This is a genomic window from Methylomonas sp. 2BW1-5-20, from assembly GCF_052474515.1.
Window position 1 is genome coordinate 3,141,922 of record NZ_CP184127.1, and the last position, 23,309, is coordinate 3,165,230.

Sequence of the window (23,309 nt, forward strand, 5' to 3'; positions counted from 1 at the left end):
GTAGAAAGAGATTAGAGGAATCAGACTTCGTGATAAATCGCAGCGCCTTCTTCCAGGAACTGCTTGGATTTTTCTTCCATGCCGATTTTCAAGGCTTCCGCTTCTTCCAGACCTTTTTGCTCGGCATAGTTACGCACATCCTGGGTGATTTTCATCGAGCAGAAATGCGGGCCGCACATCGAGCAAAAATGCGCGACTTTTGCCGAATCTTTCGGCAAGGTTTCATCGTGGAAGGAACGGGCTTTCTCGGGGTCCAGCGCGATGTTGAATTGATCTTCCCAACGAAACTCGAAACGGGCCTTGGACATGGCGTTGTCGCGAATCTGCGCGCCGGGATGACCTTTAGCTAGATCAGCAGCATGCGCGGCGATCTTGTAAGTCACAATGCCTTCGCGCACATCTTGCTTGTTCGGCAGGCCCAAATGTTCTTTTTGGGTGACGTAGCAGAGCATCGCGCAACCGTACCAACCGATGTTGGCAGCACCAATCGCCGAGGTAATATGGTCGTAACCGGGCGCGATATCGGTGGTCAGAGGCCCCAAGGTGTAGAACGGCGCTTCGAAGCAATCTTCCAATTGCTTATCCATGTTGACCTTGATCATTTGCAGCGGCACGTGGCCGGGGCCTTCGATCATGGTTTGTACATCGTGTTTCCAGGCGACTTGAGTCAACTCACCCAAGGTTTCCAATTCACCGAATTGCGCGGCGTCGTTGGCATCGTAAATCGAACCCGGACGTAAACCGTCGCCCAGCGAGAACGACACATCATAGGCCTTCATGATTTCGCAGATTTCCTCAAAGTTGGTGTAGAGGAAACTTTCGGTGTGATGAGCCAAACACCATTTGGCCATGATTGATCCGCCGCGCGAGACGATACCGGTCAGGCGTTTGGCGGTTAATGGCACGTGATGTAAGCGCACGCCGGCATGGATGGTGAAGTAATCCACGCCCTGCTCGGCTTGCTCGATCAACGTGTCGCGGAAAATTTCCCAGGTCAACTCTTCGGCTTTACCGTCCACTTTTTCCAACGCTTGGTAAATCGGCACGGTGCCGATCGGTACCGGCGAGTTCCGCAAGATCCATTCGCGGGTTTCATGGATGTTTTTGCCGGTGGACAAGTCCATGATGGTGTCGGCCCCCCAGCGGATGCCCCACAGCATTTTTTCGACTTCTTCTTCGATGGAAGAAGTCACTGCAGAATTACCCAGGTTACCGTTGATTTTAACCAGGAAATTGCGGCCGATGATCATCGGCTCCAACTCGGGATGGTTAATGTTGGCGGGAATAATCGCGCGGCCACGGGCGACTTCGGAACGGACAAATTCCGGGGTAATGAAGGATTGAATATTGGCACCATAGGAAAAGCCGGGATGCTGACCTTGGTAACGGTCGCGCATGGCCTCCAGGTTTTGGTTTTCGCGGATGGCGATATATTCCATTTCCGGAGTAATAATGCCTTTACGAGCATAGTGCATCTGGCTGACGTTATGGCCGGATTTGGCACGGCGCGGATTGCGCGTCAGTTCGAAACGCAAGTGCGCGGTTTTTGGATCGTGCAAGCGCTCGTGACCATATTTTGAAGTCGGGCCACTCAATAACTCGGTGTCGCCGCGCTCCGCTATCCAGTTGCCGCGTATCGAGCCCAAACCTTTGTGCAAGTTCACATCCACATTCGGATCGGTGTAAACGCCGGAGGTATCGTAAACAAAAATAGGCGGGTTTTTTTCGGTGCCAAAGTGGGCCGGGGTATCGGACATGCTGATTTTACGCATCGGCACTTGAATATCCACGCGACTGCCCTGGATATAAATTTTCTCGGAAGCGGGATAGGAATCTATTCTTACGCTACTACCGGTATCGGTAGTAATTTCGTTGCGGACAGCGCTCATGCTTATCTCCAAAATCTCAATAAATCGCAAGCGCAGGGAAGATAGGGCTTTCCTACGCCGGTGTTAACCGGTTCAGGTTCGAAGGGTTTTTCTCAGCTTTCCGGGCTTGCATACAGCGGAAAGCACCCCTAGCCTTTCAGGTGACTTGCTAAGTTAAATGATAATCGAGCCAATTGCAAGCGCGGCGCCTAGACCTTTGCCCATAAAAAGCTTATAAAACAATAGGTTTTATAAGCTTGCCGCCTATTGCTCCGGCTATTGTTATCATTAGGCAACTATCTCCACTTCGAACACACCGCTTGCCAATGAACGAACCACTGCAATTCAGCCAGTTGGATCTAGGATTTGCCCATTTCCTGAGCGATCGCAGCCCTCTTCGCGGCCTACAAAAAAACCGCTTCGAAGAATTGTTGCGGCAATTATCCTCTCGGCAAGCCTCGGGTCACAGCTGTATTTCGGTTTCGAACGACGACCAAGACCTGTTAATGGCATCGGGTTTTGCTTCCCACAACCAAGTCACGCCACTCATCGTCGAGGCCGGGCGCCTGTATTTACACCGTTATTGGCAGTACGAACAACGCCTGTCCGAACAACTCAAAGCCTTGTCTCGGAGAAGTTTTTGCGTTGCGAATTTGGAAAACACGCTAAACCACTATTTCCCAAGCGAAGACGACGAAATCGATTGGCAGAGACAGGCCGCAAAATGCGCGGCCAGCCAAGCATTAACCATTATTAGCGGCGGTCCCGGCACGGGCAAAACGACTACAGTTCTGAAGATACTTGCCTTACTGCTGGAAACAACAGAGCAACCCTTACACATCGCTCTGACGGCTCCCACCGGCAAAGCCGCAATGCGTCTACAGGAATCGATAGCCGGCAACAAAATGCACTTACCCTGCTCTGCGAAGTTGAAAGCCCAAATACCGGAAAAGGCCGCCACACTACACCGCTTGCTCGGCGCCATGCCGCCTTCACCGTATTTCAAACATAATGCCGACAGCCCATTGCCCTATGACGTAACGGTCATCGACGAAACCTCAATGGTCGATCTGGCCTTGATGAGCAAGCTGGTAGATGCACTAAAGCCCGGCTCGCGGCTAATTTTGCTAGGAGACAAAGACCAGCTGGCATCGGTCGAATCAGGGTCGGTATTAGCGGATTTGTGCGGCGGCTTACCGGAACAGACTATCGAACTGCAAAAGTCACATCGGTTTCACGGGCAAATTAAAACATTGGCCGACGCCGTCAACCAGCAGCAAGCCGAACGAGCTTGGCAATTATTACAAGATCGCAGCCGACCAGCTCATCTGCTTACGGAGGAGCCGATCGAATTTATCGTCGAAAACTATTTGGCGTATTTAGGCTTGGTAGCCGGTGGCGCCGATTTTTCGAGCATATTCACCGCCTTTAACCGCTTCCAAGTACTGTGCGCCAATCAACGCGGCCCGCATTCGGTGGCCGACATCAACCACCGCGTCGAGCAAACGTTGATAAAACGCAACAAGATCAAATCCGGCAACGCTTGGTACGAAGGCCGCCCCGTCATGATTAGCGCCAACCATAGCGGCCTACAACTCTACAACGGCGATATAGGCCTGTGCCTGGGCGATGCGGAAAGCGACGGCCAATTACGGGTATTTTTTTCGCGCGGCGCCGACGGCGTCAAAAAACTGCGGCCGGGCAGGCTACCTGCCTGTGAAACAGTATTCGCAATGACTATCCACAAAAGCCAAGGATCGGAATTCGAAAATGTGCTGCTTATGCTGCCCGATAAAGTTAATCCGGTACTTAGCAAAGAACTAATTTACACCGGCATCACCCGCGCCAGAACAACAATCGCCATAGCTGCCAATCAAGCGGTATTTACCGCAACCGTTAATCAAAAGGTATCGCGCGACAGCGGCTTAGCCGGCAAATTGATAGCATCGAGCAAGGAGTAACAGAATGGCTTCCATAAAGAAACGCGGCAAACAGCTAATAGCCGATATAGAAAAATCGGCAAATCAACTGGCCATACTGACCAGCGACCTGAGCTTGCTGAAAAACATTTACGATTTGGCTCGAAGCGTACAAGAAAACATAGCTTCATTGAACAACGAACTGACGGATTTAAAGAAAGCGGAATATAGCGCCGGACTGGCAGATTCGAAAGCCTTGGCCGCTTTGGACGAATTAATCGACAATGACGCCATTAGCGCGCTGGAACAACGTCTATTTGCCGTCCAACCCGACCAGGAAAATAGCGAAACAGGCGATTTTTTACAGCAGATACTGGAAAAAATCGAAAAACTTTACACGCCGCTACTGGAATCTTTACAGCAATTGACTGCTTTGCCGGATGAAGAATAATTAATGACTGCGCTGCACCGAGAAACGCGCCAGTTCTTCAAGCGCCTGTTTGTATTCCGAGTCGGGCAGACACTGTAAGGCGGCTATTGCCTGGGCCGCTGCACGGTCTGCGCATTGTTCGGTATATTCAATGGCATTGGTGGCTTTTACCACCTCATATACCTCGTTAAAAGCCTCGCGCGAACCCTGCCTAATCGCATCGACGACAATTTTGGCTTGCTGCTCGCTACCGTGCTGAATGGCGTAAATCAACGGCAGGGTCGGCTTACCTTCCGCCAAATCGTCGCCAAGGTTTTTACCGAGTTCTGCGCTATTGGCTTTGTAATCCAGAGCATCATCGATTAATTGAAATGCCACACCTAGCTGCTGCCCATAAACAGCCAAAGCCTCTTCCGTCGCCGCATCGGTTGCGGAAATGACCGCCGCCAAGCGGGTAGCCGTACTGAATAGTATTGCGGTTTTACGGGCAATCACCTCCAAATACTTATCCTCGCTGGTTTCCGGATTATTGCAATTCAATAACTGCAGTACCTCGCCTTCGGCGATTGCCGTCGTGGTTTTGGACATAATTGCCATTACCCGCATATTGTCGGTCCGTACCATCATTTCAAAAGCACTGGAATACAGGTAATCACCGACCAACACACTGGCGGCATTGCCCCAGACCGCATTCGCGGATTCCTTACCGCGCCGTAAAGCGGATTCGTCTACCACATCGTCGTGCAGCAATGTTGCTGTATGAATAAATTCAATTACAGCAGCCAAAATAAGATGATGATCATCAACTTTGCCAAGGGCTTTTGCAGCCAACAACAGCAACATCGGCCGCAGCCTTTTACCGCCATTGCCAATAATGTAATGACCAATTTGGTTAATCAGCACAACATCGGAACTGAGTTCGTCAAGAATTAACCGATCAACAGCTTGAGTTTCCGCGCTGGTTAAATTTTTGATCGAATCAAAGTCTATAGTGACTGAAGCTGGCGTTAAAACTTTAGCTATCATGAATGTTGTGAACTTGTCGCCCGGTAGCGTATAACGTAAATAACCGATCATGCTATGAATAATACCGGATAGTGTCAAGAGTACTTCCTGCAATCGCTTATTGGTCGATTGTTTCCAATCCGAATTTAAGATTGACTACATTCAATTTTAAAAATATAATCCTCTGTTCACTTTTAACAGATTATGCTTGATGGAGCTTACGCTGATGTATGCGGTAATTCAAACAGGTGGTAAACAGTATCGGGTCGCAGAGGGTACTACCTTAAAAATAGAAAAACTTGAGTTGGGCGCAGGCGACAGCGTAGAGTTCGACAAAGTGCTGATGGTTCAATCAGGTGACTCTGTAAAAGTAGGTCAGCCGTTTGTCGAAGGCGGCAAAGTGACTGCAACCGTAGTTTCTCAAGGCAGACACAAAAAAATCAGAATCATCAAATTCAGAAGACGTAAGCACCACATGAAACAACAGGGGCATCGTCAATACTACACAGAAGTCCAAATCACTGGCATTTCTGCATAATATAACGAGGATAGAAAATGGCTCATAAGAAGGCAGGCGGTAGTACTCGTAACGGTCGCGATTCTCAAGCACAGCGCCTGGGCGTAAAACGTTTCGGCGGTCAAGTGGTTAAAGCGGGCAACATTCTGGTTCGCCAACGCGGCACCCAGTTTCACCCCGGCACCAATGTCGGCATCGGCAAAGACCATACCCTGTTCGCGACAATCGACGGCAAAGTGGTTTTCGAAGAAAAAGGCCCTAAAAACCGTAAATACGTCAGCATCGCAGCAGCGTAAATTTCTTGGCTGTGCTGACTGGCACAACTGAAAAGAAAAGCCTCGTTTTTAGCGGGGCTTTTTTGTTTATACCGGTAGATTATGAGATTTGTTGACGAAGCGGAAATCCGCGTAGAAGCAGGCGACGGCGGCAATGGCAAGGCCTCATTTCGCCGCGAAAAATATATCCCCTTGGGCGGCCCGGACGGCGGCGACGGCGGCGACGGCGGCAGCGTTTATCTGGTAGCCACCGAAAACGTCAACACGCTGGTGGATTTTCGCTATCACTCGGTACATCGCGCCCAACGCGGACAAAACGGCGGCAGTCGCGACTGCACCGGCAAAAAAGGCGACGATTGTTTCGTACCGGTGCCACCCGGCACCATCGTTTACGAAGCCGACACCGGCGAAAAAATCGGCGATCTGACCAAACCCGGCCAACAATTATTGGTTGCCAAGGGCGGCTTCCACGGCCTCGGTAACACCCGCTTCAAGAGCAGCGTCAATCGCGCACCGCAACAAACAAGCAAAGGCTCCGCCGGCGAACACCGCATGTTACGCCTGGAATTAATGGTTATCGCCGATGTTGGCTTACTGGGCATGCCCAACGCCGGCAAATCCAGCCTGATTCGCACCGTCTCGTCCGCGCGTCCGAAAGTTGCGGATTACCCTTTCACCACCTTACACCCCAACTTGGGCGTCGTTAGAGTTGACGATCTGCGCAGCTTTGTAATTGCCGATATTCCGGGCGTCATCGAAGGCGCGGCAGAAGGCGCGGGGCTTGGCTTGCAGTTTTTAAAACATCTGTCCAGAACCGGCTTGTTGCTGCATATCGTCGACATCGCCCCCTACGAAAGTGACGAAACCCCAGTCAGCGCGGCCCGTAAAATCATCCACGAAGTGGAGAAATGGAGCGACGACCTGTCTGGCAAGCCACGCTGGTTAGTACTGAATAAGATCGACAACGTACCCGACGATGAAGTCGAACAACACTGCCAAGCCATCGTCGACGAACTCGGCTGGACCGGCCCGGTATTCCTGATTTCCGCATTAAAAAATCAAGGTACCCAGGCTTTGATGTACGCCATCATGGATTTCCTCGACCAGCAAAAAACCCAACGGGAGCTACAAACGCAGGAGCCATCCAGTGAGCCGTTCTGAGTTTTCTCAAGCCCAGCGTGTTGTCGTCAAAATCGGCAGCTCACTGTTGACCGACGGCGGACGCGGCCTTAACAAACAAGCGATTGCCGGCTGGGTGACACAAATGGCCGCCCTCAAACGCCAAGGTGTCGATGTCGTATTGGTATCATCCGGATCCGTCGCGGAAGGCATGTCCCGTTTAAAGCTAAAAACCCGCCCCAAAACTCTGCATGAATTGCAAGCCGCCGCCTCGGTCGGACAAATGGGCCTGGTCAGACGATTTGAAGATGAATTCCAACTGCACGACCTGCTGGCCGCGCAAGTTCTACTAACTCATGACGATCTTTCCGATCGCCAGCGTTACCTGAACGCCCGCAGCACTTTGCTGACACTGCTCGATTTCGGTGTCGTGCCGGTGATTAATGAGAACGATGCGGTCGCCACTGAAGAAATCCGCTTCGGCGACAACGACACTCTCGGCGCTTTGGTCGCCAACCTGGTGGAAGCCGATTTGCTGATCATTCTTACCGACCAAACCGGCTTGTTCGACGCCAATCCCAGCCTCAATCCCAATGCCAAGCTGATATCCGAGATCAGCGTCAACGAAAGCCTGCTTGACGAAGTGGCGGGCGGCAGCATCAGCGGCTTGGGGCGTGGCGGCATGTACACCAAAGTCCGCGCCGCTCGCCTTGCCGCGCGTTCGGGAGCCGCCACAGTGATCGTATCCGGCAAAATCGACAACGTCATCCCGGCAGTATTCGACGGCAATGACTTAGGCACTTATTTGATTCCGAACATCGCACCACTGGTCGCCCGCAAACAATGGTTGGCCGGGCAATTACAGCTGAAAGGCAGTGTGGTATTGGACGATGGCGCAGTTAAAATTCTGAAAGACGCCGGCAAAAGCCTGCTGGCAGTCGGCGTAAAGGCCGTGCAAGGCCCGTTTAAACGCGGCGATTTGGTGTCTTGCCTGGATTTGCAAGGTAACGAAATCGCCCGAGGTTTAATTAATTACGGCTCCGAAGACGCCGGCAAAATTGCCGGAAAACCCAGCAGCGAGTTCGAAGCTTTGCTGGGATATGCCGACGAAGACGAACTTATTCATCGCGATAACCTAGTGCTAGTCTAAGGTCTACCGACTTGGCGATCAGCCAAGTCGGCTGCTATCAGGCTCAGGTATTCTGGATAACAATATTTGGAAAGCGACCGCTATAATCCCTGGCACGCATCGCCAACTTGGCCGCCATCTTCCGTGCAATCGCCTTGTAGATTTGCGCCGGCCGACCGTCCGGATCGGCCACCACTGTAGGCCTGCCGCTATCGGCATACTCGCGGATCTTAATATCCAACGGCAAAGAGCCTAACAAATCCAGCTTATTTTTGCTCGCCATCGCCACGCCACCGCCTTGACCAAATATCGCCTCTTCGTGTCCGCAATTGCTGCAAATATGGATACTCATGTTTTCCACTAGCCCCAATATCGGCACATTGACTTTTTCGAACATTCCCAAGCCACGTTGCGCATCGATCAGCGCAATATCCTGCGGCGTGGTAACGATCACAGCGCCGCTGACCGGAATCTGTTGCGCCAGCGTCAGCTGAATATCGCCGGTGCCGGGCGGCAGGTCGATGATCAGGTAATCCACGTCATGCCATTGAGTTTGATTAAGCAACTGCTGCAACGCACCTGTGACCATTGGTCCACGCCAGATCATCGGTTGATCCGGGTCGATCAAATAACCGATCGAAATGGTCTGCACGCCAAACGAGATTTTCGGCAACATGCTTTTGCCGTCCGGGCTGTCGGGCTTGCCTGACAGTCCAAGCATGGTCGGTATGCTAGGTCCGTAAATATCTGCGTCCAGAATACCGACATTGGCCCCTTCCGCCGCCAACGCCAAAGCTAAATTCACCGAAGTCGTGGATTTGCCTACCCCGCCCTTGCCGGAGGCTACCGCAATGATGTTTTTCACATTCGGCAACGGCTTCAATGCCTTTTGTACCGAATGCGAAACGATATTGAAGCTTACCGCCACTTCCAACTTGCCAACACCGGGCAAAGTTTGCAAACGCTCTTTAACTGCCGCCTCCAATTCCTCGACATAGCTTTTTGCCGGATAACCCAACTCGATAACGACGCTAACATCGTTGCCATCCACATTGATTTTTTTGACGGATTTTGCCGAAACCAAATCGGTTTCTACATTCGGATCGATAAAGTGTTTGAGTAAATTTTCGACAACCGTTTTGTCAATGCTCGCCATGCGGAACTCCGAAATAGGGAAATAATAACCAAGTAAAATAGTGTGAATATGATAGCACCTTAACAGGATGCCATTAAAACAGCGCAACGCTCAAAAAATAGTTTTCTCTTTCATAATAATGCTTTATCGTAATAACTTAATAAGCCGTATCAATATATAATTCTTAATTCAGACTTAATCCAGACTTAATCTGATTTTAATTTGGATCGCTTAACGTCAACCATTCAGCTCAGTCACCGTCCGCGCCCATCATGCTCATCTCAGCCGTCATCCAAAATCGCGCCGTTTCGCCAACACCTCTCGTGTTGCTTGTCGCCATGCTTAGCATCTTACTAAGCGGCTGTCAGAGCCTGCCAATTTTTTCTAACCCTCAACCTGAACAAATCGTCTGGAACTCCAAAGCCGAACATATAGCCAGCCACGAATTTAATCTAGACGGCGAGCAAGGCATGGTCGGAGAACTGGCAAGCATCACCAGTCGCGAAAACGATACCTTGTCCGACATTGCCCGGCATTACGGCCTGGGTTACAACGACATCACTCTTGCCAACGCCAATCTCGATCCTTGGATACTGCCCGCCGACCAAACCGTATTACTGCCACTCAGCTTTGTATTGCCGGACGCGCCGCGCAAAGGCATCGTGTTGAATCTGGCCAATATGCGGATGTTTTATTACCCGAAAAACCAAGCCAACACCTTGCTCACCTATCCGGTCGGCATCGGCCGCCAAGGCTGGAACACGCCGCTAGGGCAAACTCAGATCGTGGCGAAAAAGGCCAATCCGGACTGGACGGTGCCGGAATCGATTCATCGCGAACACCAAGCTCTCGGCGATCCGTTACCTAAAGTCATTCATGCCGGCCCCGATAATCCGCTGGGCAGCTACGCAATGCCGCTCGGCTTTAGCGGGTACCTGATTCACGGCACCAATAAACCCTACGGCATTGGCTTGCAAGTTAGCCACGGTTGCGTGCAGTTATATCCGGAAGATATAGAAGTCCTGTTTAACAAAGTCGACGTCGGCACGCCGGTCCGCATCATCCACCAACCCTATATGGCAGCATGGCAGGCAGACACGCTCTATTTAGAAGCGCATCAGCCACTGGAAAAATGGGAAAAGCAGCAAAAACAATTACAAAAAGACATTCGCAAAAAACTGCAGCAGCTTGCCACCGAGAAACAGGCCACGGTGGACTGGGATAAAGTCGAACGCATCCTGCAACGCGCCGACGGCGTGCCGACGCCGGTATCGAAAGAAAGCCCCGATTTACCGGAATTGATTGCCAATGCAATACCGCTTGCCCACCCGGAACGCTTCTACGGCCAACCTGTCATCAACGAATTAAGCGACAGCGACTGGTCGGTTTTGGCGGCCAGTTTCGAAAACGAAAACGATGCGCAAAAGCTTGCCGCAATGCTTAATCACCAAGGTCCGCCTATTCCGGCCCGTAAAATTGCCAAAGGCGGCAGCTTCCAAGTAGTGGCCGGTCCGTTTAAAAACAAAAAAGAGGCAAAAACCGTAGCGCAACGCATCAAGTTGAATTTCGACATGGACGTTAAAGCCATTGATCCGAAACAGGCGTCGAGAAACTGAGTGCCGCCCGGCCAAGCCTGAGCTTACTGATTCTGCAATACCGATTGTTTCAGCAGGACGGACGCCTGTTCGGCCGGCACCGGTTTGCTGAAATAATATCCTTGCCCGTAATTACACTGCTGCCCACCTAAGAAATCGAGCTGGTTCTGATCCTCGACACCTTCCGCCACCAGCTCTAATTTAAGCTGTCCAGCCATCGCCGAAATCGCGGAAACAATGGCCCTGTCGTTGGCATCGGTGCAGATATCCTTCACAAAGGATTTATCAATTTTCAAAGTATCCAGCGGAAAACGCTTTAGATAACTCAGCGAAGAATAACCGGTACCAAAATCGTCCACCGAAATCCGCACACCCAGCTGCTTTATTTGATTGAGCGTGTCCAGCGTCGTATCGAGCTTATGCATCATGATACTTTCCGTGATTTCCAATTCCAACAATTCCGGAGAAAGCCCGGTTTCTTTCAGCACATCCAACACCACATCCAACAATTGGCGCTGATCCTGGAAGCGGTGAAATTGCCGACCCGACAGATTAACCGCTACCCGGACCGGCATACCGGCTAATTGCCAAATTCGCGCTTGTTCACAAGCGGTCCGTAACACCCAGGCGCCGATAGGTACGATCAGCCCGGTTTCTTCCGCCAAACCGATAAATTGGTCCGGCATGACCAAGCCCAAGGCGTGGTTGTGCCAACGCACCAAAGCTTCCATACCGATGATACAGCCGCTATCGATTCGCACCTGAGGCTGGTAATGCAATACCAGTTCATCCAACTCCAATGCCTGCCGTAAATGATGTTCCAACATCAAGTAACTCTGCGCGGCACTATTCATTTCCGGCGTGAAAAACTGATAGTTGTTTTTGCCGAGCTTTTTGGCGTGATACAAAGCGGAATCGGCCTGAGCCAGTAATTCATCGAACGAAAGCGAATTATCCGGGTAGATGCTGATGCCGATACTGGCGCGGGAATAAATCAGCTGCTGCTGGACCTGCAATGGTTCGTTCAAGGCGCGTAAAATTTTGATGGCGACTTTGGCAGCATCCAGGCTATCGCCGATATTGGGCAGCATCACGATAAACTCGTCTCCCCCCATCCTGGACGGCGTGTCGCCCTCCCGCAAGCAGGAGGATATTCGCTTGGCGACAACTCTTAACAATTCGTCGCCGACAGCGTGCCCAAAGGTATCGTTGATCGCCTTGAAATTATCCAGATCGAGAAATAGAAACGCGATGCTTTCGTTCTTGCGCTGAGCTTGCGTAATGAACTGCAAGGCTCTATCGGTCAGTAAGGTGCGATTCGGCAACTCGGTGAGCGCATCGAAATGGGCAATATAATCCAGACGTTGTCTCGCACGCTTCACCTCCTCGATCTCGCGGGCGTTGTCGATTACCAGAGATAACGAATGCGCAAAACTCAATGCCAACTCTTCGTCATTCTTCGTAAACGGTTCGCCACTGTGCTTATCGCTGAGATAAATGCGTCCGTACACGCGGCCTTGATGGGAAATGGGCACGGCCAATAAGGTCCGCATCACCGGATGGTGCACCGGAAAACCGGCACTACGCGGGTCCTTGCTCATATCAGCGAGCCGTAAAGAGACGTTTTCCTCAATCACAACGCCCAACAAACCGTGTCCGTCCGGTAATCGGCCTATCAGCTGCGCCTGTTCTTCGCTAATGCCGGCGTAAATGAATTCCGACAGCGCCCCCGTATTGTCGACGATACCGATAGCGCCGAAACGGGCTCCCAATAGATTACAAAGCGCATCGATACCCGCTTGCAACAACTCGGTTTCGATCGATGTATGTGCCAAAACACCCAATAAACTGCGCGCCGCATCGTTCAAAGCCGCCAAACGTCCGACCCATACTACGGTTTGTTCGTGATTCGTTTCCGCAGCGTTTTTTAATCGCAACGTCTCCTTCAGTAGTTGCCGCTCCCGGTTGAGCAGCGCTTCCAAAATACTCTGCCGGGTAACCACGCCGATTAACTGCCCTCGGCTGAGTACCGCCAAGGCTTCCAAGCAATTTTGATCCATCAGGCTTAACGCCTTGCGGACGCCGAATCCCGGCGAAATACTAAACAATGGCCGATGCCCCACTAAATCGGCAAAAATCCAATTCGGATGCTTGGATATGTCGTGATCAGTAACCAAGCCGCAAAAATCCGCCGCCGGTGACTCCCGAAAAACGGCAAAAACGATATTGCATTCAACGTTATGTGGGCGATCTTCTTCCTTGACCCGCTTGATATGCGGCCATAAACAATCGCCAACCGTCAACTGCTTCATAACTTGGTATTCAACTGAACGGATATATCCATTTCCGCATGCAGTATCTCATCCGCACTCATCAACGGTTTTACCTGAATCAACACAAAGTCGATCAACGCTTCTTTACTAATGCGTTTCAGCAGGCTTTGCCTAACCAAAATATCGCTGATCACATCATCGTCGAATTCAATATGCTCGAAAGGCGCCTTTACCAGCAACTCGATGGCTCGTCGCATCGCTATACAACCGATCGGCGACTCCTTACCCAATACCAGCATATCTTTTAACGGAGGAATCGCGTATTCGCCTAAATTGGCAGAAATGTGAATTTGATTCTGGCTGGCTTTGTACATGGTTTCGCAATCGAATTTTCTGACAAATAAAGGGGTTAATTTAGCAGATTTTCAATTTTCGGAATTATTTCAGTAGAAACGAAAGTGCAAAAAGCAACATTCGCTATATGCCGCGGCTGTCAAATGCCGTGACTCGAGAATAGTCGCTAAAGCTTTACGCTTCAGCGACTGTAAAGTCCGGAACGACGGGATTCGTATTAGATTTGCCGGCGTATTCGGGCAATATCCAAGTAGCTGGATAAGCGCTAAACGCTGTTCGGATAATCGAGGGGGGGAGATTATCCACTCGCTGAACAAGCGAGATTATCCGCCAAAACAAACAGCTTGACTGGGCAAAAACTTGTGAAAAACATCTGCTTACAACCACCAAGCCTAAGCAGGCAAGTTTTCCCAGCAGATAGATTCGTTACGTAAATGCCCGACCTCAGTGCTTGTTAATTACCGCCTTTAAAGGTGATTTCCAACGCGTGCAAGGAATTTGCGCAATTGGCGCTAGCCTGAATGCTGGGATTATCGTGGCAAGCTTGGTTTTGGGCGCGAGCATCCGGGATATTCGCGACATACCAGGCGACGGTCTTCACTTCCTCGCCAGCGGTTTCATTGGCATTCGTAACGTTCAACGCAGCGGTTGAACCTAACGCGGCAAGCGCAGCGGAAACTATAATAATATGTGCTTTTTTCATGGAAAACTCCTTGGTTTATAGATTATCGAGGGGGCGATTAAAACTCATGACATCCGCATGAGCTGGCGATAATCTAGCAAAGAAAGCTAACGTTTAAAATGTGGCCGATTGCCGCGCGGCAATATGTCTCTACAGTGCGTCATATCACACAATTTTAGTGTTTCAACCAAGAAAAAGACTGATTAAATACGCTAGCCTCCATTGACTCAAACAAAGAAGCGGTAAATCGACAAATCCTTATGAAAAAGCAGGATGAAAACGGCGCAATAAGCCGAAGCTATTGCGCCAAGGGATTTACTTGATTTTCACCAGTTCCTTACCATTGCTGGAGAAACTGCAGATACCGGCCGCGAAGTAATTACATTCTTCCGATTGCTCTAATTTGGCGCCATTCGGCGTCAATTTGATTTTGACCAAACACGAGCGCGCTTCACCCTCAATGTGTTTTTTCAATACTAATTCGTTCTCGCCGACGCTTTTAGCTTCATCGGATACCGTGGCGGAACAGGCATGCTTGCCGGCTTCGTCAGGATTAGGTTCGAAATCCACATCCACCGTGGCGTTTATTTCTTTACCTAAGGTCGTGACCTTCAAATGCTGCACATGATTGCCGTCGCGCAACAAATAATGGTCGGTAGCGGCCACGGCAGTACCGGAAGCCAGCATCGCGATGACCAGAAACAACGTTTTTCTCATGATGTTACCTCTTCTTATAAGTTTAAGTGGTTCAAAAATGGGTAAGGCCAAGCTGACTTAGTATGCCTTGCCGGAAGGCGTAGCACTTAAGCTGGAGGCTTCGTCGGGATTGTACCTTACTGCTCTCTATTACCAAAGATACGAAACACCCCTCGCCGCCATACATCTCTCGTGGCAAGCAATCGGCAAGCCGTCGCCCAAACCATGAAACCCCAGGCGATTTATGCCATAATCCGCCCTCATTTTCCCAGGCTGTTTTAACCCCATGTCTAACCGAAAAATCCTTGTTACCAGCGCCTTACCGTATGCCAACGGCCCTATTCATTTAGGCCACCTCGTCGAATACATTCAAACCGACATCTGGGTGCGGTTCCAGAAACAACGCGGGCACAATTGCTATTACGTCTGCGCCGACGACACCCACGGCACTCCGATCATGCTGCGCGCCGACAAGGAAGGTATTACCCCGGAACAACTGATTGCTGATGTGGAAAAACAGCATCGCGCCGATTTCGAGGAATTCGGCGTAGCCTTCGATCAGTACCACAGCACCCATTCCCCGGAAAACAAGGAATTCTCCGCGCTGATCTACAAACGCCTGCGCGACGGCGGCCATATCAGCCAACGCAGCATCACCCAGGCTTACGATCCGATCAAAAACATGTTCCTGCCAGACCGTTTCATCAAGGGCGAATGCCCAAAATGTGGTGCAGCAGACCAATACGGCGACAGCTGTGAAGCCTGCGGTGCCACCTATTCGCCCACCGAACTGAAAAATGCCGTTTCCGCTATTTCCGGCGAACGGCCCATTGAAAAAGACTCCGAGCATTACTTTTTCGAACTGGGCCATTTCGCCGAGATGCTGCGCGAATGGACCACCGCCGGCCACTTGCAACCTGAAGTCAGTAACAAGATGGCGGAATGGTTGGAAAACGGCTTGCAACAATGGGACATCTCCCGCGACGCGCCGTATTTCGGTTTTGAGATCCCCGATGCGCCGGGCAAGTATTTTTACGTCTGGCTGGATGCGCCTATCGGTTACATGGCTAGCTTCAAGCATTTCTGCGACCGCCAGAGCCTGGACTTCGACAGCTTCTGGCAAAAAGACAGCAATGCCGAGCTGTACCACTTCATCGGCAAGGATATCATCTATTTCCACGCCTTGTTCTGGCCGGCCATGCTGCATGGCGCGAATTTTCGCACGCCCAGCGCGATCTTCGCTCACGGCTTTCTGACGGTAAACGGCGAGAAAATGTCGAAATCGCGCGGCACTTTCATCAAGGCTCGCACCTATCTGGACCATCTGAATCCGGAATATTTGCGCTATTACTTCGCCGCCAAACTCAGCGCCGGCGTGGACGACATTGATTTAAACTTCGATGATTTCAGCCAACGGGTCAACTCCGACCTAGTCGGCAAGGTAGTCAACATCGCCAGCCGTTGCAGCGGTTTTATTGCCAAACGTTTCGACGGCATGCTTTCCGCCGAATGCGCCGAACCGGCGCTATTCCAGCAATTCGTGGACGCCAACTCGACTATCGCCAACCTTTACGAAAACCGCGAATTCGGCAAAGCCATGCGCGAAATCATGGCGCTGGCTGACAAGGCCAATCAGTATATCGACGAGAAGAAACCCTGGCTGATCGCCAAGGAAGAAGGCCAGGACGCCGAGTTGCACGCGGTGTGCAGCATGGGCGTGAATCTGTTTCGGATGCTGGTCGCTTATCTGCGCCCGGTCATTCCAGCCTTGGCAAGCAATGCCGAGAGGTTCCTGAACATTCCCGCACAAAGTTGGCCGGAGGCGGCAGAGCCATTGCTGAATCATAAAATCAATACCTTCACACCGCTGATGACCAGGGTTGAGCCGGACAAAATTGCGGCGATTGTGGAGGCCTCCAAGGAAAACCTGGAGAAAACGCCACCTGTAACCGCTAAAACAGCCAAGCCTGCCACCACAGCTAGCAAACCGGAATTAATTGCAAAGTCGGTATCCGAGCCCATTGCCGAAGCTATCGAAATCGAAGACTTCGCCAAAATAGACTTACGCATCGCCCGTATCGTCAAGGCCGAATCCGTGGAAGGCGCGGAAAAACTCCTACAATTGACGGTGGATCTAGGCGGCGAAACCCGCAACATCTTCGCCGGCATCAAATCCGCCTACGCCCCGGAAGACTTGGAAGGCAAACTGACCGTCGTCGTCGCCAATCTAAAGCCGCGCAAAATGCGCTTCGGCACCTCGGAAGGCATGGTATTGGCGGCCGGCCCGGGCGGCAAGGACATATGGGTATTATCGCCCGACCAAGGGGCTCAAGCCGGCATGCGGGTCAAATAGCGCCGACTGCTAATTGCTAACGACGGGACAAGACGACAGACGGAACAATGACGTCAGACAACGACAGGCCTCTGAGCGAACAAATCGACGCGATACTACCGCAAACCCAGTGCCGTAAATGCGGTTACCAGGGGTGCAAGCCGTATGCCGAAGCGATTAGTGAAGGTCTGGCGGACATCAACCAATGTCCGCCGGGTGGCGAGCACGGTATCCAGCAACTGGCGGCACTGCTAAATGTACCCGCCAAACCTTTAAATCCGGCATTCGGTAGCGAGCGTTCGCGTTTGTTAGCGGTGATTGATGAAGCCGTTTGCATCGGCTGCACCAAATGCCTACCACCCTGCCCGACCGATGCAATCCTCGGCACTTCCAAACATATGCATACCGTCATCGCCGAACTCTGTACCGGTTGCGAATTGTGCATTGCCCCTTGCCCGGTAAATTGCATCCGCATGGAAAACGCCACATCTGCCTGGACCCAAAGCGATGCCGACCGCTCCAGAGCACGTTATCAAACCAGAAACCGCCGCATTGCCAAGCTCGAAGCGGAAAAAATCGAACGCCTGAATCGCCAAAAACTACTGTTAGTAAAACTAAACAAGGCGAAAGCCGCCGATTAATCCCGGATTGGCAATGACTTTAACGCCGTTTACTCTTATAATGGCGCACTCTTCTCAAAGCGCCCGTAGCTCAGCTGGATAGAGCGCAGCCCTCCGGAGGCTGAGGCCAGAGGTTCGAATCCTCTCGGGCGCGCCATTAAATCAGCGCAACTCACTGAATATTCTCATATTTCAATAGCTTATTACTAGACCCAAAGGTGACACAAGGGGTTATTCTAGCTATGCTAATCCACATGAAACCGTCAAGTGCCCAGCCTACCACTTGACTGGAAAACAGATCAATCACCACCGAGACATACAGCCAGCCATGCAGGGTCTACACATAGGTAATATCAGTCGTCCATACCTGATTGGGCTTAGCGACTTGGAATTGCCGATCTAATCGGTTGGGATAGCAAACCTGCAATTTTAATTCTCGCATGATGCGCCGCGTTTTAAAGCGCCCAACGGTAAAGCCTTGTTTTTGCAACCGATCCGCTAATCGACGCGAGCCAAAGCACTGTTTATTGTCGACGAAAATCTGCCTGGCTTTTTCGGCAACGCTTTGACATTGTTCATCTTTGTCACAGTGCCGCAGGGCTTTTAACCACTCATAATAAGCACTGGTACTCACCTGCATCACTCGACAGAGCACGGTCACTGGATACGTCTGCTGTTGCACCTGAATAAACCCGTATTTTATTCGGCTTCTTTCGCAAAGAAGACGGCGGCCTTTTTTAATATCTCGCGCTCCATTCGCAACTGTTCACTTCCCCTCCGCAAGCGCATCAATTCCTCGTGACTCCCCCTAGACTCAAGTTTGGCTTTTCGTCGCCGAGCCATGGATAATCGGCTTTCTCTCCGCTCGAACCCAGCGTACCAGGGCACTTAATGATGTACTAGCTTGTCGCTCTGGCTGTAGCCCTTTTCAAGAACCAGATTGGCGACATCTTGCTAAAATTCCAGACTGTATTTAGGCCTCTTGTGTTTTTTCTCGCTTGTCATCGTCACCTCTGACGTCAGTATAAAGTCTGCCTTTAGAAGGGTCCGCGATCATTAAACCATCTTTGGCCCGTTTGATCGATGTCAAATGGCTTTGCCCGATCGGTGTCATGATGCTTTCCAAGCCTTAAGGCTTGGAAAGCATCGTCTTTTGAAATGCGCTGTTTAGCGGTAAAGACGAGTCATAAAAATAATGTCACAACGGGAAAACCAATGAAATTGATCAGCCAAGTATTATTGTTAGTTATCGCTGTAAGCACTCTTGCCGCGTGCGGCGAACAAGGCGTCGGACCGAGCAAACCCAAAGCTGACTCCTCTAAAGAAGCCAAATAAAAAACTTTAGCCGGGAACGCGATATTGCCGCATTTCTTACGAGAGCGGCAATATCAATCTGCTTAGCCCGAGGCTGTAGTGCAATACACTTGACATGAATTCACCGCGGTTTTCAGCGCGGCTAGATTGTGGATTTTTATCTCGCGTTGCTTGACGGAAATAATGCCTTGCTGACTCAAGTAAGCTAATTGCCGGCTGACCGTCTCGATTGTCAAACCCAGAAAATTGGCGATATGTAACCGGCTCATAGTTAAATTGAACGCCGTGCTGGAAAATCCCAATGCCGCATAGCGTTGCGAGAGCATCAATAAGAAAGTAGCCATCCGTTCCTTCGCGGAGCGATGCCCGAGCAAAATGATCTTGTCGTGATCCGACGCGATTTCCTTACCCAAAATCCGCATCAGCTGACTATGCAGACCGGGGATCTTGCCGCACAACTCGTTCAAATTACTTAATGGCAGTTCGCAAACCGAGGCTGTCTCCAATGCGACGGTGCAACAGGTGAAGCGCCCATGTTGTAGCGAATCCAGTCCCATCAACTCGCCGGGCAAATAAAAACCCATGGTTTGTTCTTCGCCTTCGGCGTTGGCGATAAAGCTTCTAAACGAGCCGGATTTGATGGCATATAAACTGCGGCAAGTATCGCCTTGCCGGTAGAGTAAATCGTCGATCCGCAGTGGCCGCCGTTCGCGGACTATGCTTGCCAGCTCCACAACTTCCGACTGCTGTAAACCACAAGGCAAGCATAATTCGGACAGCTTGCAGGTTTGGCAAGTGACCTTGGTCGAGTTGGTTTCAGTCACGTCTAGCCTTGGAAAATGTCGCGATGACTTGCATAGTAACAGAGCTTACTAAAATACACCTTGAGCCTTATCTGAGCGGGTCCCGGTTTTTGCGGGCCAGATGAGTATCCAATTCGGCGCAATCCTATTTCCGATGCGCTTTCCGTATGCGTCTGTGGTATTTTAGCCGCCCTCTATCGCGTCGAGACTCGACGGCTTACAACACAGGATTATTCGCAAAACAATGGGTGTACAGGAAAACTTCGAACAGCTCCCGCTAAAAGATTTCACCGAAAAAGCCTACCTGGATTATTCCATGTATGTAATTTTGGACCGCGCATTACCGCATATTGGCGACGGCCTAAAGCCGGTACAGCGGCGCATCGTTTATGCGATGTCGGAACTAGGCTTGACTGCGCTGGCCAAGTACAAAAAATCGGCACGTACGGTTGGTGACGTGTTGGGTAAATATCATCCGCACGGCGACTCGGCTTGCTACGAAGCCATGGTGCTAATGGCGCAGGATTTTTCTTATCGCTATCCGTTAATTGACGGTCAAGGCAACTGGGGTTCGCCGGACGATCCCAAGTCCTTCGCGGCGATGCGGTACACCGAATCTCGGCTAACCGCCTATGCGCAAACCCTGCTCAGCGAGTTGGGCCAGGGCACGGTGGATTGGACGGATAATTTCGACGGCACTTTGAAAGAGCCCAGCTTGTTGCCGGCCCGCTTGCCTAATGTATTACTGAACGGCACCATGGGTATTGCGGTGGGTATGGCAACCGATATTCCGCCGCATAATTTACGCGAAGTGGCGAATGCCTGTTTACAATTGTTGGACGAACCGGAAACGCCGCTGGAAGGCCTGTTAACCCATATCAAAGGCCCGGATTATCCGACCGATGCCGAAATCATCACCTCCGCCGCCGATATTCAAAAGCTCTACACGAGCGGTAACGGCTCGGTAAAAATGCGCGCCAAATTCGAGCTGGAAGACGGCAATATCGTGATCACCGCATTGCCGCATCAAGTATCCGGCGCCAAGTTATTGGAACAGATCGCCGCGCAAATGCTGTCGAAAAAACTGCCGATGATCGAGGATTTGCGCGACGAATCGGACCACGAAAATCCCACCCGCTTGCTAATTATTCCCAAGACCAAGCGCATCGATGTCGATGCGGTGATGTCGCATTTATTTGCCACCACCGACCTGGAGAAAAGCTACCGGGTCAATCTGAATATGATTGGCTTGAACGGCAAGCCGCAGGTGAAAAATCTGCGGCAGATTCTGACCGAGTGGATCAGTTTTAGAACCGAAACCGTGCGCCGCCGTTTGCAATACCGTTTGGATAAGGTGCTGGCACGCTTGCATATTTTGGAAGGTTTGCTGATCGCCTATCTGAATATCGATGAGGTGATTGCGATTATCCGTCGCGAAGATCATCCCAAGCCGGTATTGATGGAACGGTTCGGCTTAAGCGATTTGCAAGCGGAAGCAATCCTGGAGCTAAAGCTACGGCACTTGGCCAAGCTTGAGGAAATGAAAATCCGCGGCGAACAGGACGAGTTGGAGCAAGAGCGCCAGGCACTGGAAAAAACCTTGGGTTCCGAACGTTTGCTGAATCGCCTGATACGCAAGGAAATCGAACGAGACGCGGAAAAATACGGCGATGATCGTCGTTCGCCAATCGTTGCCCGCGATGCCGCACAGGCACTGGACACTACCGAGCTAATTGCCAACGAGCCGGTCACCATTATCCTGTCGCAAAAAGGCTGGATCAGGGCGGCTAAAGGGTATGACATCGAAGTGGAGAGCCTGAGCTATCGCGCCGGCGATGCGTATCTGTCATCTGCAAAAGGCCGAACAACCCAACCGGCGTATGTGCTGGATTCCACCGGCCGCGTTTATACGATTACTACCCACGATTTGCCTTCTGCACGTAGCCAGGGTGAACCCTTGACCGGCCGACTAAACCCGCCGCCCGGCAGTTTGTTTACCGATGTATTTACCGGGCAACAGGACGATTGGCTCTTGATTGCCAGTAACGCCGGCTACGGTTTTCGGGTGCAGCTAAAAGAATTGCAAAGTAAAAATAAAGCCGGTAAGGCATTATTGAGCTTGCCGACCGGCGCAAAAGTTTTAACTCCGGCGCCGATACCAACTGGCCACGATTTGCTGGCGGTTGCGACTTTGCAGGGAAGGTTGCTGATATTTCCGGCCTTGGATCTGCCTGAGCTGGCGAAAGGCAAGGGTAATAAGCTGATTCAGATTCCTGGCGGGGACTTGATTTCCGGCAAGGATGCGGTGGTCGCGGTAAGCGCATTGGCGGCAAACAGCGAATTGAAAATCATCTCAGGCAAGCGCTTTGTCACTTTAAAAGCCATGGATATTGCTCAATACACTGGTAATCGCGCCAATCGCGGCACCGCATTGCCACGCGGATTTCAAAAAGTGGATGGACTGGAGTGCATCGCCAGTTAAAATAGCGACCATGCAAGACTGAATTATTTTAGCAACAATTTCAATTGTTTACTGGACATTTCAGTACAAACAGACTGCATGCATACATTAATTTTTTACCGGAATTTAAAAAATGTATTGACGTAATCAATCAATGTCTCTATCATAGTCATCTTTCTGGAGTGCTTGTTCTCTTCGGGATAATAAGAAGGTCAATTCGGGGTATAGCGCAGTCTGGTAGCGCGTCTGCTTTGGGAGCAGAATGTCGGGAGTTCGAATCTCTCTACCCCGACCAAGATTTGCGCTTGTAGCTCAGCTGGATAGAGCATCGGCCTTCTAAGCCGAGGGTCGCAGGTTCGAGTCCTGCCAAGCGTGCCATCGCAAAATATCATCATTATGGTGAGCGTAGCTCAGTTGGTAGAGTCCCGGATTGTGATTCCGGTTGTCGTGGGTTCGAGCCCCATCGTTCACCCCACCATTTCATCTTATTTATCAATCTGATAATAAGAAAAATCCTCAAAAATACCTATCTCTGCTACGCATTCAAACTAGCTATTTGTCCGGTTTAAAAGGACAATAAAAGGACAAGATTTCGCCTTGCCCACATTTACTCTACTTCATTTTTTTCCTATCTTCCAGTTAATCCAACTGACTCGTGGTCAAGCCCTAATTTCCAGGCCCTAGGGGGGGTGGTTAGAAATGGGGACGTTTGGTGATCTGGGGGGGTATATGATCTATCTCTGACTCTCTTTGGATTTAGCTTAGAATGTAACTAGCTCTTT

General features: G+C 50.9%; 18 protein-coding genes, 4 tRNA genes, 2 pseudogenes and 1 riboswitch. Of the genes and pseudogenes, 14 read left to right on the plus strand and 10 right to left on the minus strand.

Translation table 11 applies throughout. The features are described 5' to 3' along the window. Window positions 1–20: 20 nt before the first annotated feature. Window positions 21–1,889, minus strand: coding sequence for a phosphomethylpyrimidine synthase ThiC (thiC, locus tag ACH50O_RS14360; protein ID WP_446808468.1), 1,869 nt, complete (start codon window positions 1,887–1,889; stop codon window positions 21–23). Window positions 1,890–1,921: 32 nt separating this feature from the next. After that, window positions 1,922–2,029: riboswitch (TPP riboswitch) on the minus strand. Window positions 2,030–2,194: 165 nt separating this feature from the next. On the opposite strand from thiC, the gene recD reads away from it, so the two are divergent. Together recD and ACH50O_RS14370 are read left to right on the plus strand one after the other, a co-directional pair. Continuing rightward, the gene (gene recD, locus ACH50O_RS14365) at window positions 2,195–3,829 is read left to right on the plus strand and encodes an exodeoxyribonuclease V subunit alpha (RefSeq protein ID WP_446808469.1); all 1,635 of its coding nucleotides are present in this window, start codon (window positions 2,195–2,197) and stop codon (window positions 3,827–3,829) included. Between the two features lie 4 nt (window positions 3,830–3,833). Next, on the plus strand, window positions 3,834–4,238 hold the full coding sequence (locus ACH50O_RS14370; protein WP_446808470.1) for a hypothetical protein: 405 nt from the start codon (window positions 3,834–3,836) through the stop codon (window positions 4,236–4,238). On the opposite strand, the gene ACH50O_RS14375 is transcribed toward ACH50O_RS14370, so the two are convergent. After that, entirely contained in the window at window positions 4,239–5,243 is a 1,005-nt protein-coding gene (locus tag ACH50O_RS14375) for a polyprenyl synthetase family protein (RefSeq protein ID WP_446812153.1), read from the minus strand. A 205-nt stretch (window positions 5,244–5,448) separates the two neighbouring features. Here ACH50O_RS14375 and rplU point away from each other — a divergent pair, with 205 nt between their 5' ends. The 4 genes from rplU (at window position 5,449) to proB (ending at window position 8,283) form a co-directional block, all read left to right on the plus strand. Beyond that, window positions 5,449–5,760, plus strand: a complete 312-nt coding sequence (gene rplU / locus ACH50O_RS14380) for a 50S ribosomal protein L21 (protein ID WP_446812154.1) — start codon at window positions 5,449–5,451, stop codon at window positions 5,758–5,760. Window positions 5,761–5,777: 17 nt separating this feature from the next. Next, a complete protein-coding gene (gene rpmA / locus ACH50O_RS14385; RefSeq protein ID WP_205452929.1) occupies window positions 5,778–6,035 on the plus strand; it encodes a 50S ribosomal protein L27 in 258 nt (85 codons plus the stop codon). Window positions 6,036–6,116: 81 nt separating this feature from the next. Then, entirely contained in the window at window positions 6,117–7,175 is a 1,059-nt protein-coding gene (cgtA, locus tag ACH50O_RS14390) for an Obg family GTPase CgtA (RefSeq protein ID WP_446808471.1), read from the plus strand. After that, window positions 7,162–8,283 (plus strand): glutamate 5-kinase, encoded by a 1,122-nt coding sequence (gene proB, locus ACH50O_RS14395; RefSeq protein WP_446808472.1) that lies wholly within the window; start codon window positions 7,162–7,164, stop codon window positions 8,281–8,283. Before cgtA ends, proB begins: the two co-directional genes overlap by 14 nt. 43 nt (window positions 8,284–8,326) lie before the next feature. Here the strand turns inward: proB and apbC are convergent, their stop codons facing one another. After that, a complete protein-coding gene (apbC, locus tag ACH50O_RS14400; protein ID WP_446808473.1) occupies window positions 8,327–9,418 on the minus strand; it encodes an iron-sulfur cluster carrier protein ApbC in 1,092 nt (363 codons plus the stop codon). Between the two features lie 251 nt (window positions 9,419–9,669). On the opposite strand from apbC, the gene ACH50O_RS14405 reads away from it, so the two are divergent. After that, window positions 9,670–11,013, plus strand: a complete 1,344-nt coding sequence (locus ACH50O_RS14405; protein ID WP_446808474.1) for a L,D-transpeptidase family protein — start codon at window positions 9,670–9,672, stop codon at window positions 11,011–11,013. A gap of 23 nt (window positions 11,014–11,036) precedes the next feature. Here the strand turns inward: ACH50O_RS14405 and ACH50O_RS14410 are convergent, their stop codons facing one another. From ACH50O_RS14410 to ACH50O_RS14425, 4 genes are all read right to left on the minus strand, one after another. Next, window positions 11,037–13,304, minus strand: a complete 2,268-nt coding sequence (locus ACH50O_RS14410) for an EAL domain-containing protein (protein WP_446808475.1) — start codon at window positions 13,302–13,304, stop codon at window positions 11,037–11,039. After that, window positions 13,301–13,639, minus strand: a complete 339-nt coding sequence (locus ACH50O_RS14415) for a hypothetical protein (RefSeq protein ID WP_446808476.1) — start codon at window positions 13,637–13,639, stop codon at window positions 13,301–13,303. The genes ACH50O_RS14410 and ACH50O_RS14415 overlap by 4 nt, the downstream gene beginning before the upstream one ends. 434 nt (window positions 13,640–14,073) lie before the next feature. Next, window positions 14,074–14,322 (minus strand): hypothetical protein, encoded by a 249-nt coding sequence (locus ACH50O_RS14420; RefSeq protein ID WP_446808477.1) that lies wholly within the window; start codon window positions 14,320–14,322, stop codon window positions 14,074–14,076. 294 nt (window positions 14,323–14,616) lie between these two features. After that, window positions 14,617–15,018 (minus strand): hypothetical protein, encoded by a 402-nt coding sequence (locus tag ACH50O_RS14425; RefSeq protein WP_446808478.1) that lies wholly within the window; start codon window positions 15,016–15,018, stop codon window positions 14,617–14,619. A 265-nt stretch (window positions 15,019–15,283) separates the two neighbouring features. On the opposite strand from ACH50O_RS14425, the gene metG reads away from it, so the two are divergent. The 3 genes from metG to ACH50O_RS14440 all read left to right on the plus strand — a co-directional run bounded on the left by metG (window position 15,284) and on the right by ACH50O_RS14440 (window position 18,106). Next, entirely contained in the window at window positions 15,284–17,350 is a 2,067-nt protein-coding gene (gene metG, locus ACH50O_RS14430; protein ID WP_446808479.1) for a methionine--tRNA ligase, read from the plus strand. A gap of 47 nt (window positions 17,351–17,397) precedes the next feature. Next, on the plus strand, window positions 17,398–17,970 hold the full coding sequence (locus tag ACH50O_RS14435) for an RnfABCDGE type electron transport complex subunit B (RefSeq protein WP_446808480.1): 573 nt from the start codon (window positions 17,398–17,400) through the stop codon (window positions 17,968–17,970). Window positions 17,971–18,029: 59 nt separating this feature from the next. Continuing rightward, a tRNA-Arg gene (locus ACH50O_RS14440) sits at window positions 18,030–18,106 on the plus strand. Between the two features lie 105 nt (window positions 18,107–18,211). Here the strand turns inward: ACH50O_RS14440 and ACH50O_RS14445 are convergent. The 3 genes and pseudogenes from ACH50O_RS14445 to fnr form a co-directional block, all read right to left on the minus strand. Continuing rightward, a pseudogene (locus tag ACH50O_RS14445) lies at window positions 18,212–18,334 on the minus strand (DDE-type integrase/transposase/recombinase); the annotation flags it as partial. A gap of 84 nt (window positions 18,335–18,418) precedes the next feature. Then, window positions 18,419–18,589, minus strand: a pseudogene (locus tag ACH50O_RS14450) (hypothetical protein); the annotation flags it as partial. A 757-nt stretch (window positions 18,590–19,346) separates the two neighbouring features. Further along, complete coding sequence (gene fnr / locus ACH50O_RS14455; protein ID WP_446808481.1) at window positions 19,347–20,087, minus strand: fumarate/nitrate reduction transcriptional regulator Fnr; 741 nt, start codon at window positions 20,085–20,087, stop codon at window positions 19,347–19,349. A gap of 223 nt (window positions 20,088–20,310) precedes the next feature. On the opposite strand from fnr, the gene parC reads away from it, so the two are divergent. The 4 genes from parC to ACH50O_RS14475 all read left to right on the plus strand — a co-directional run bounded on the left by parC (window position 20,311) and on the right by ACH50O_RS14475 (window position 23,002). Beyond that, window positions 20,311–22,548, plus strand: coding sequence for a DNA topoisomerase IV subunit A (parC, locus tag ACH50O_RS14460; RefSeq protein ID WP_446808482.1), 2,238 nt, complete (start codon window positions 20,311–20,313; stop codon window positions 22,546–22,548). 197 nt (window positions 22,549–22,745) lie between these two features. Continuing rightward, window positions 22,746–22,822, plus strand: a tRNA-Pro gene (locus ACH50O_RS14465). Window positions 22,823–22,828: 6 nt separating this feature from the next. Next, window positions 22,829–22,905: transfer RNA gene (locus ACH50O_RS14470), tRNA-Arg, on the plus strand. 21 nt (window positions 22,906–22,926) lie between these two features. Then, window positions 22,927–23,002, plus strand: a tRNA-His gene (locus ACH50O_RS14475). Window positions 23,003–23,309: the final 307 nt, after the last annotated feature.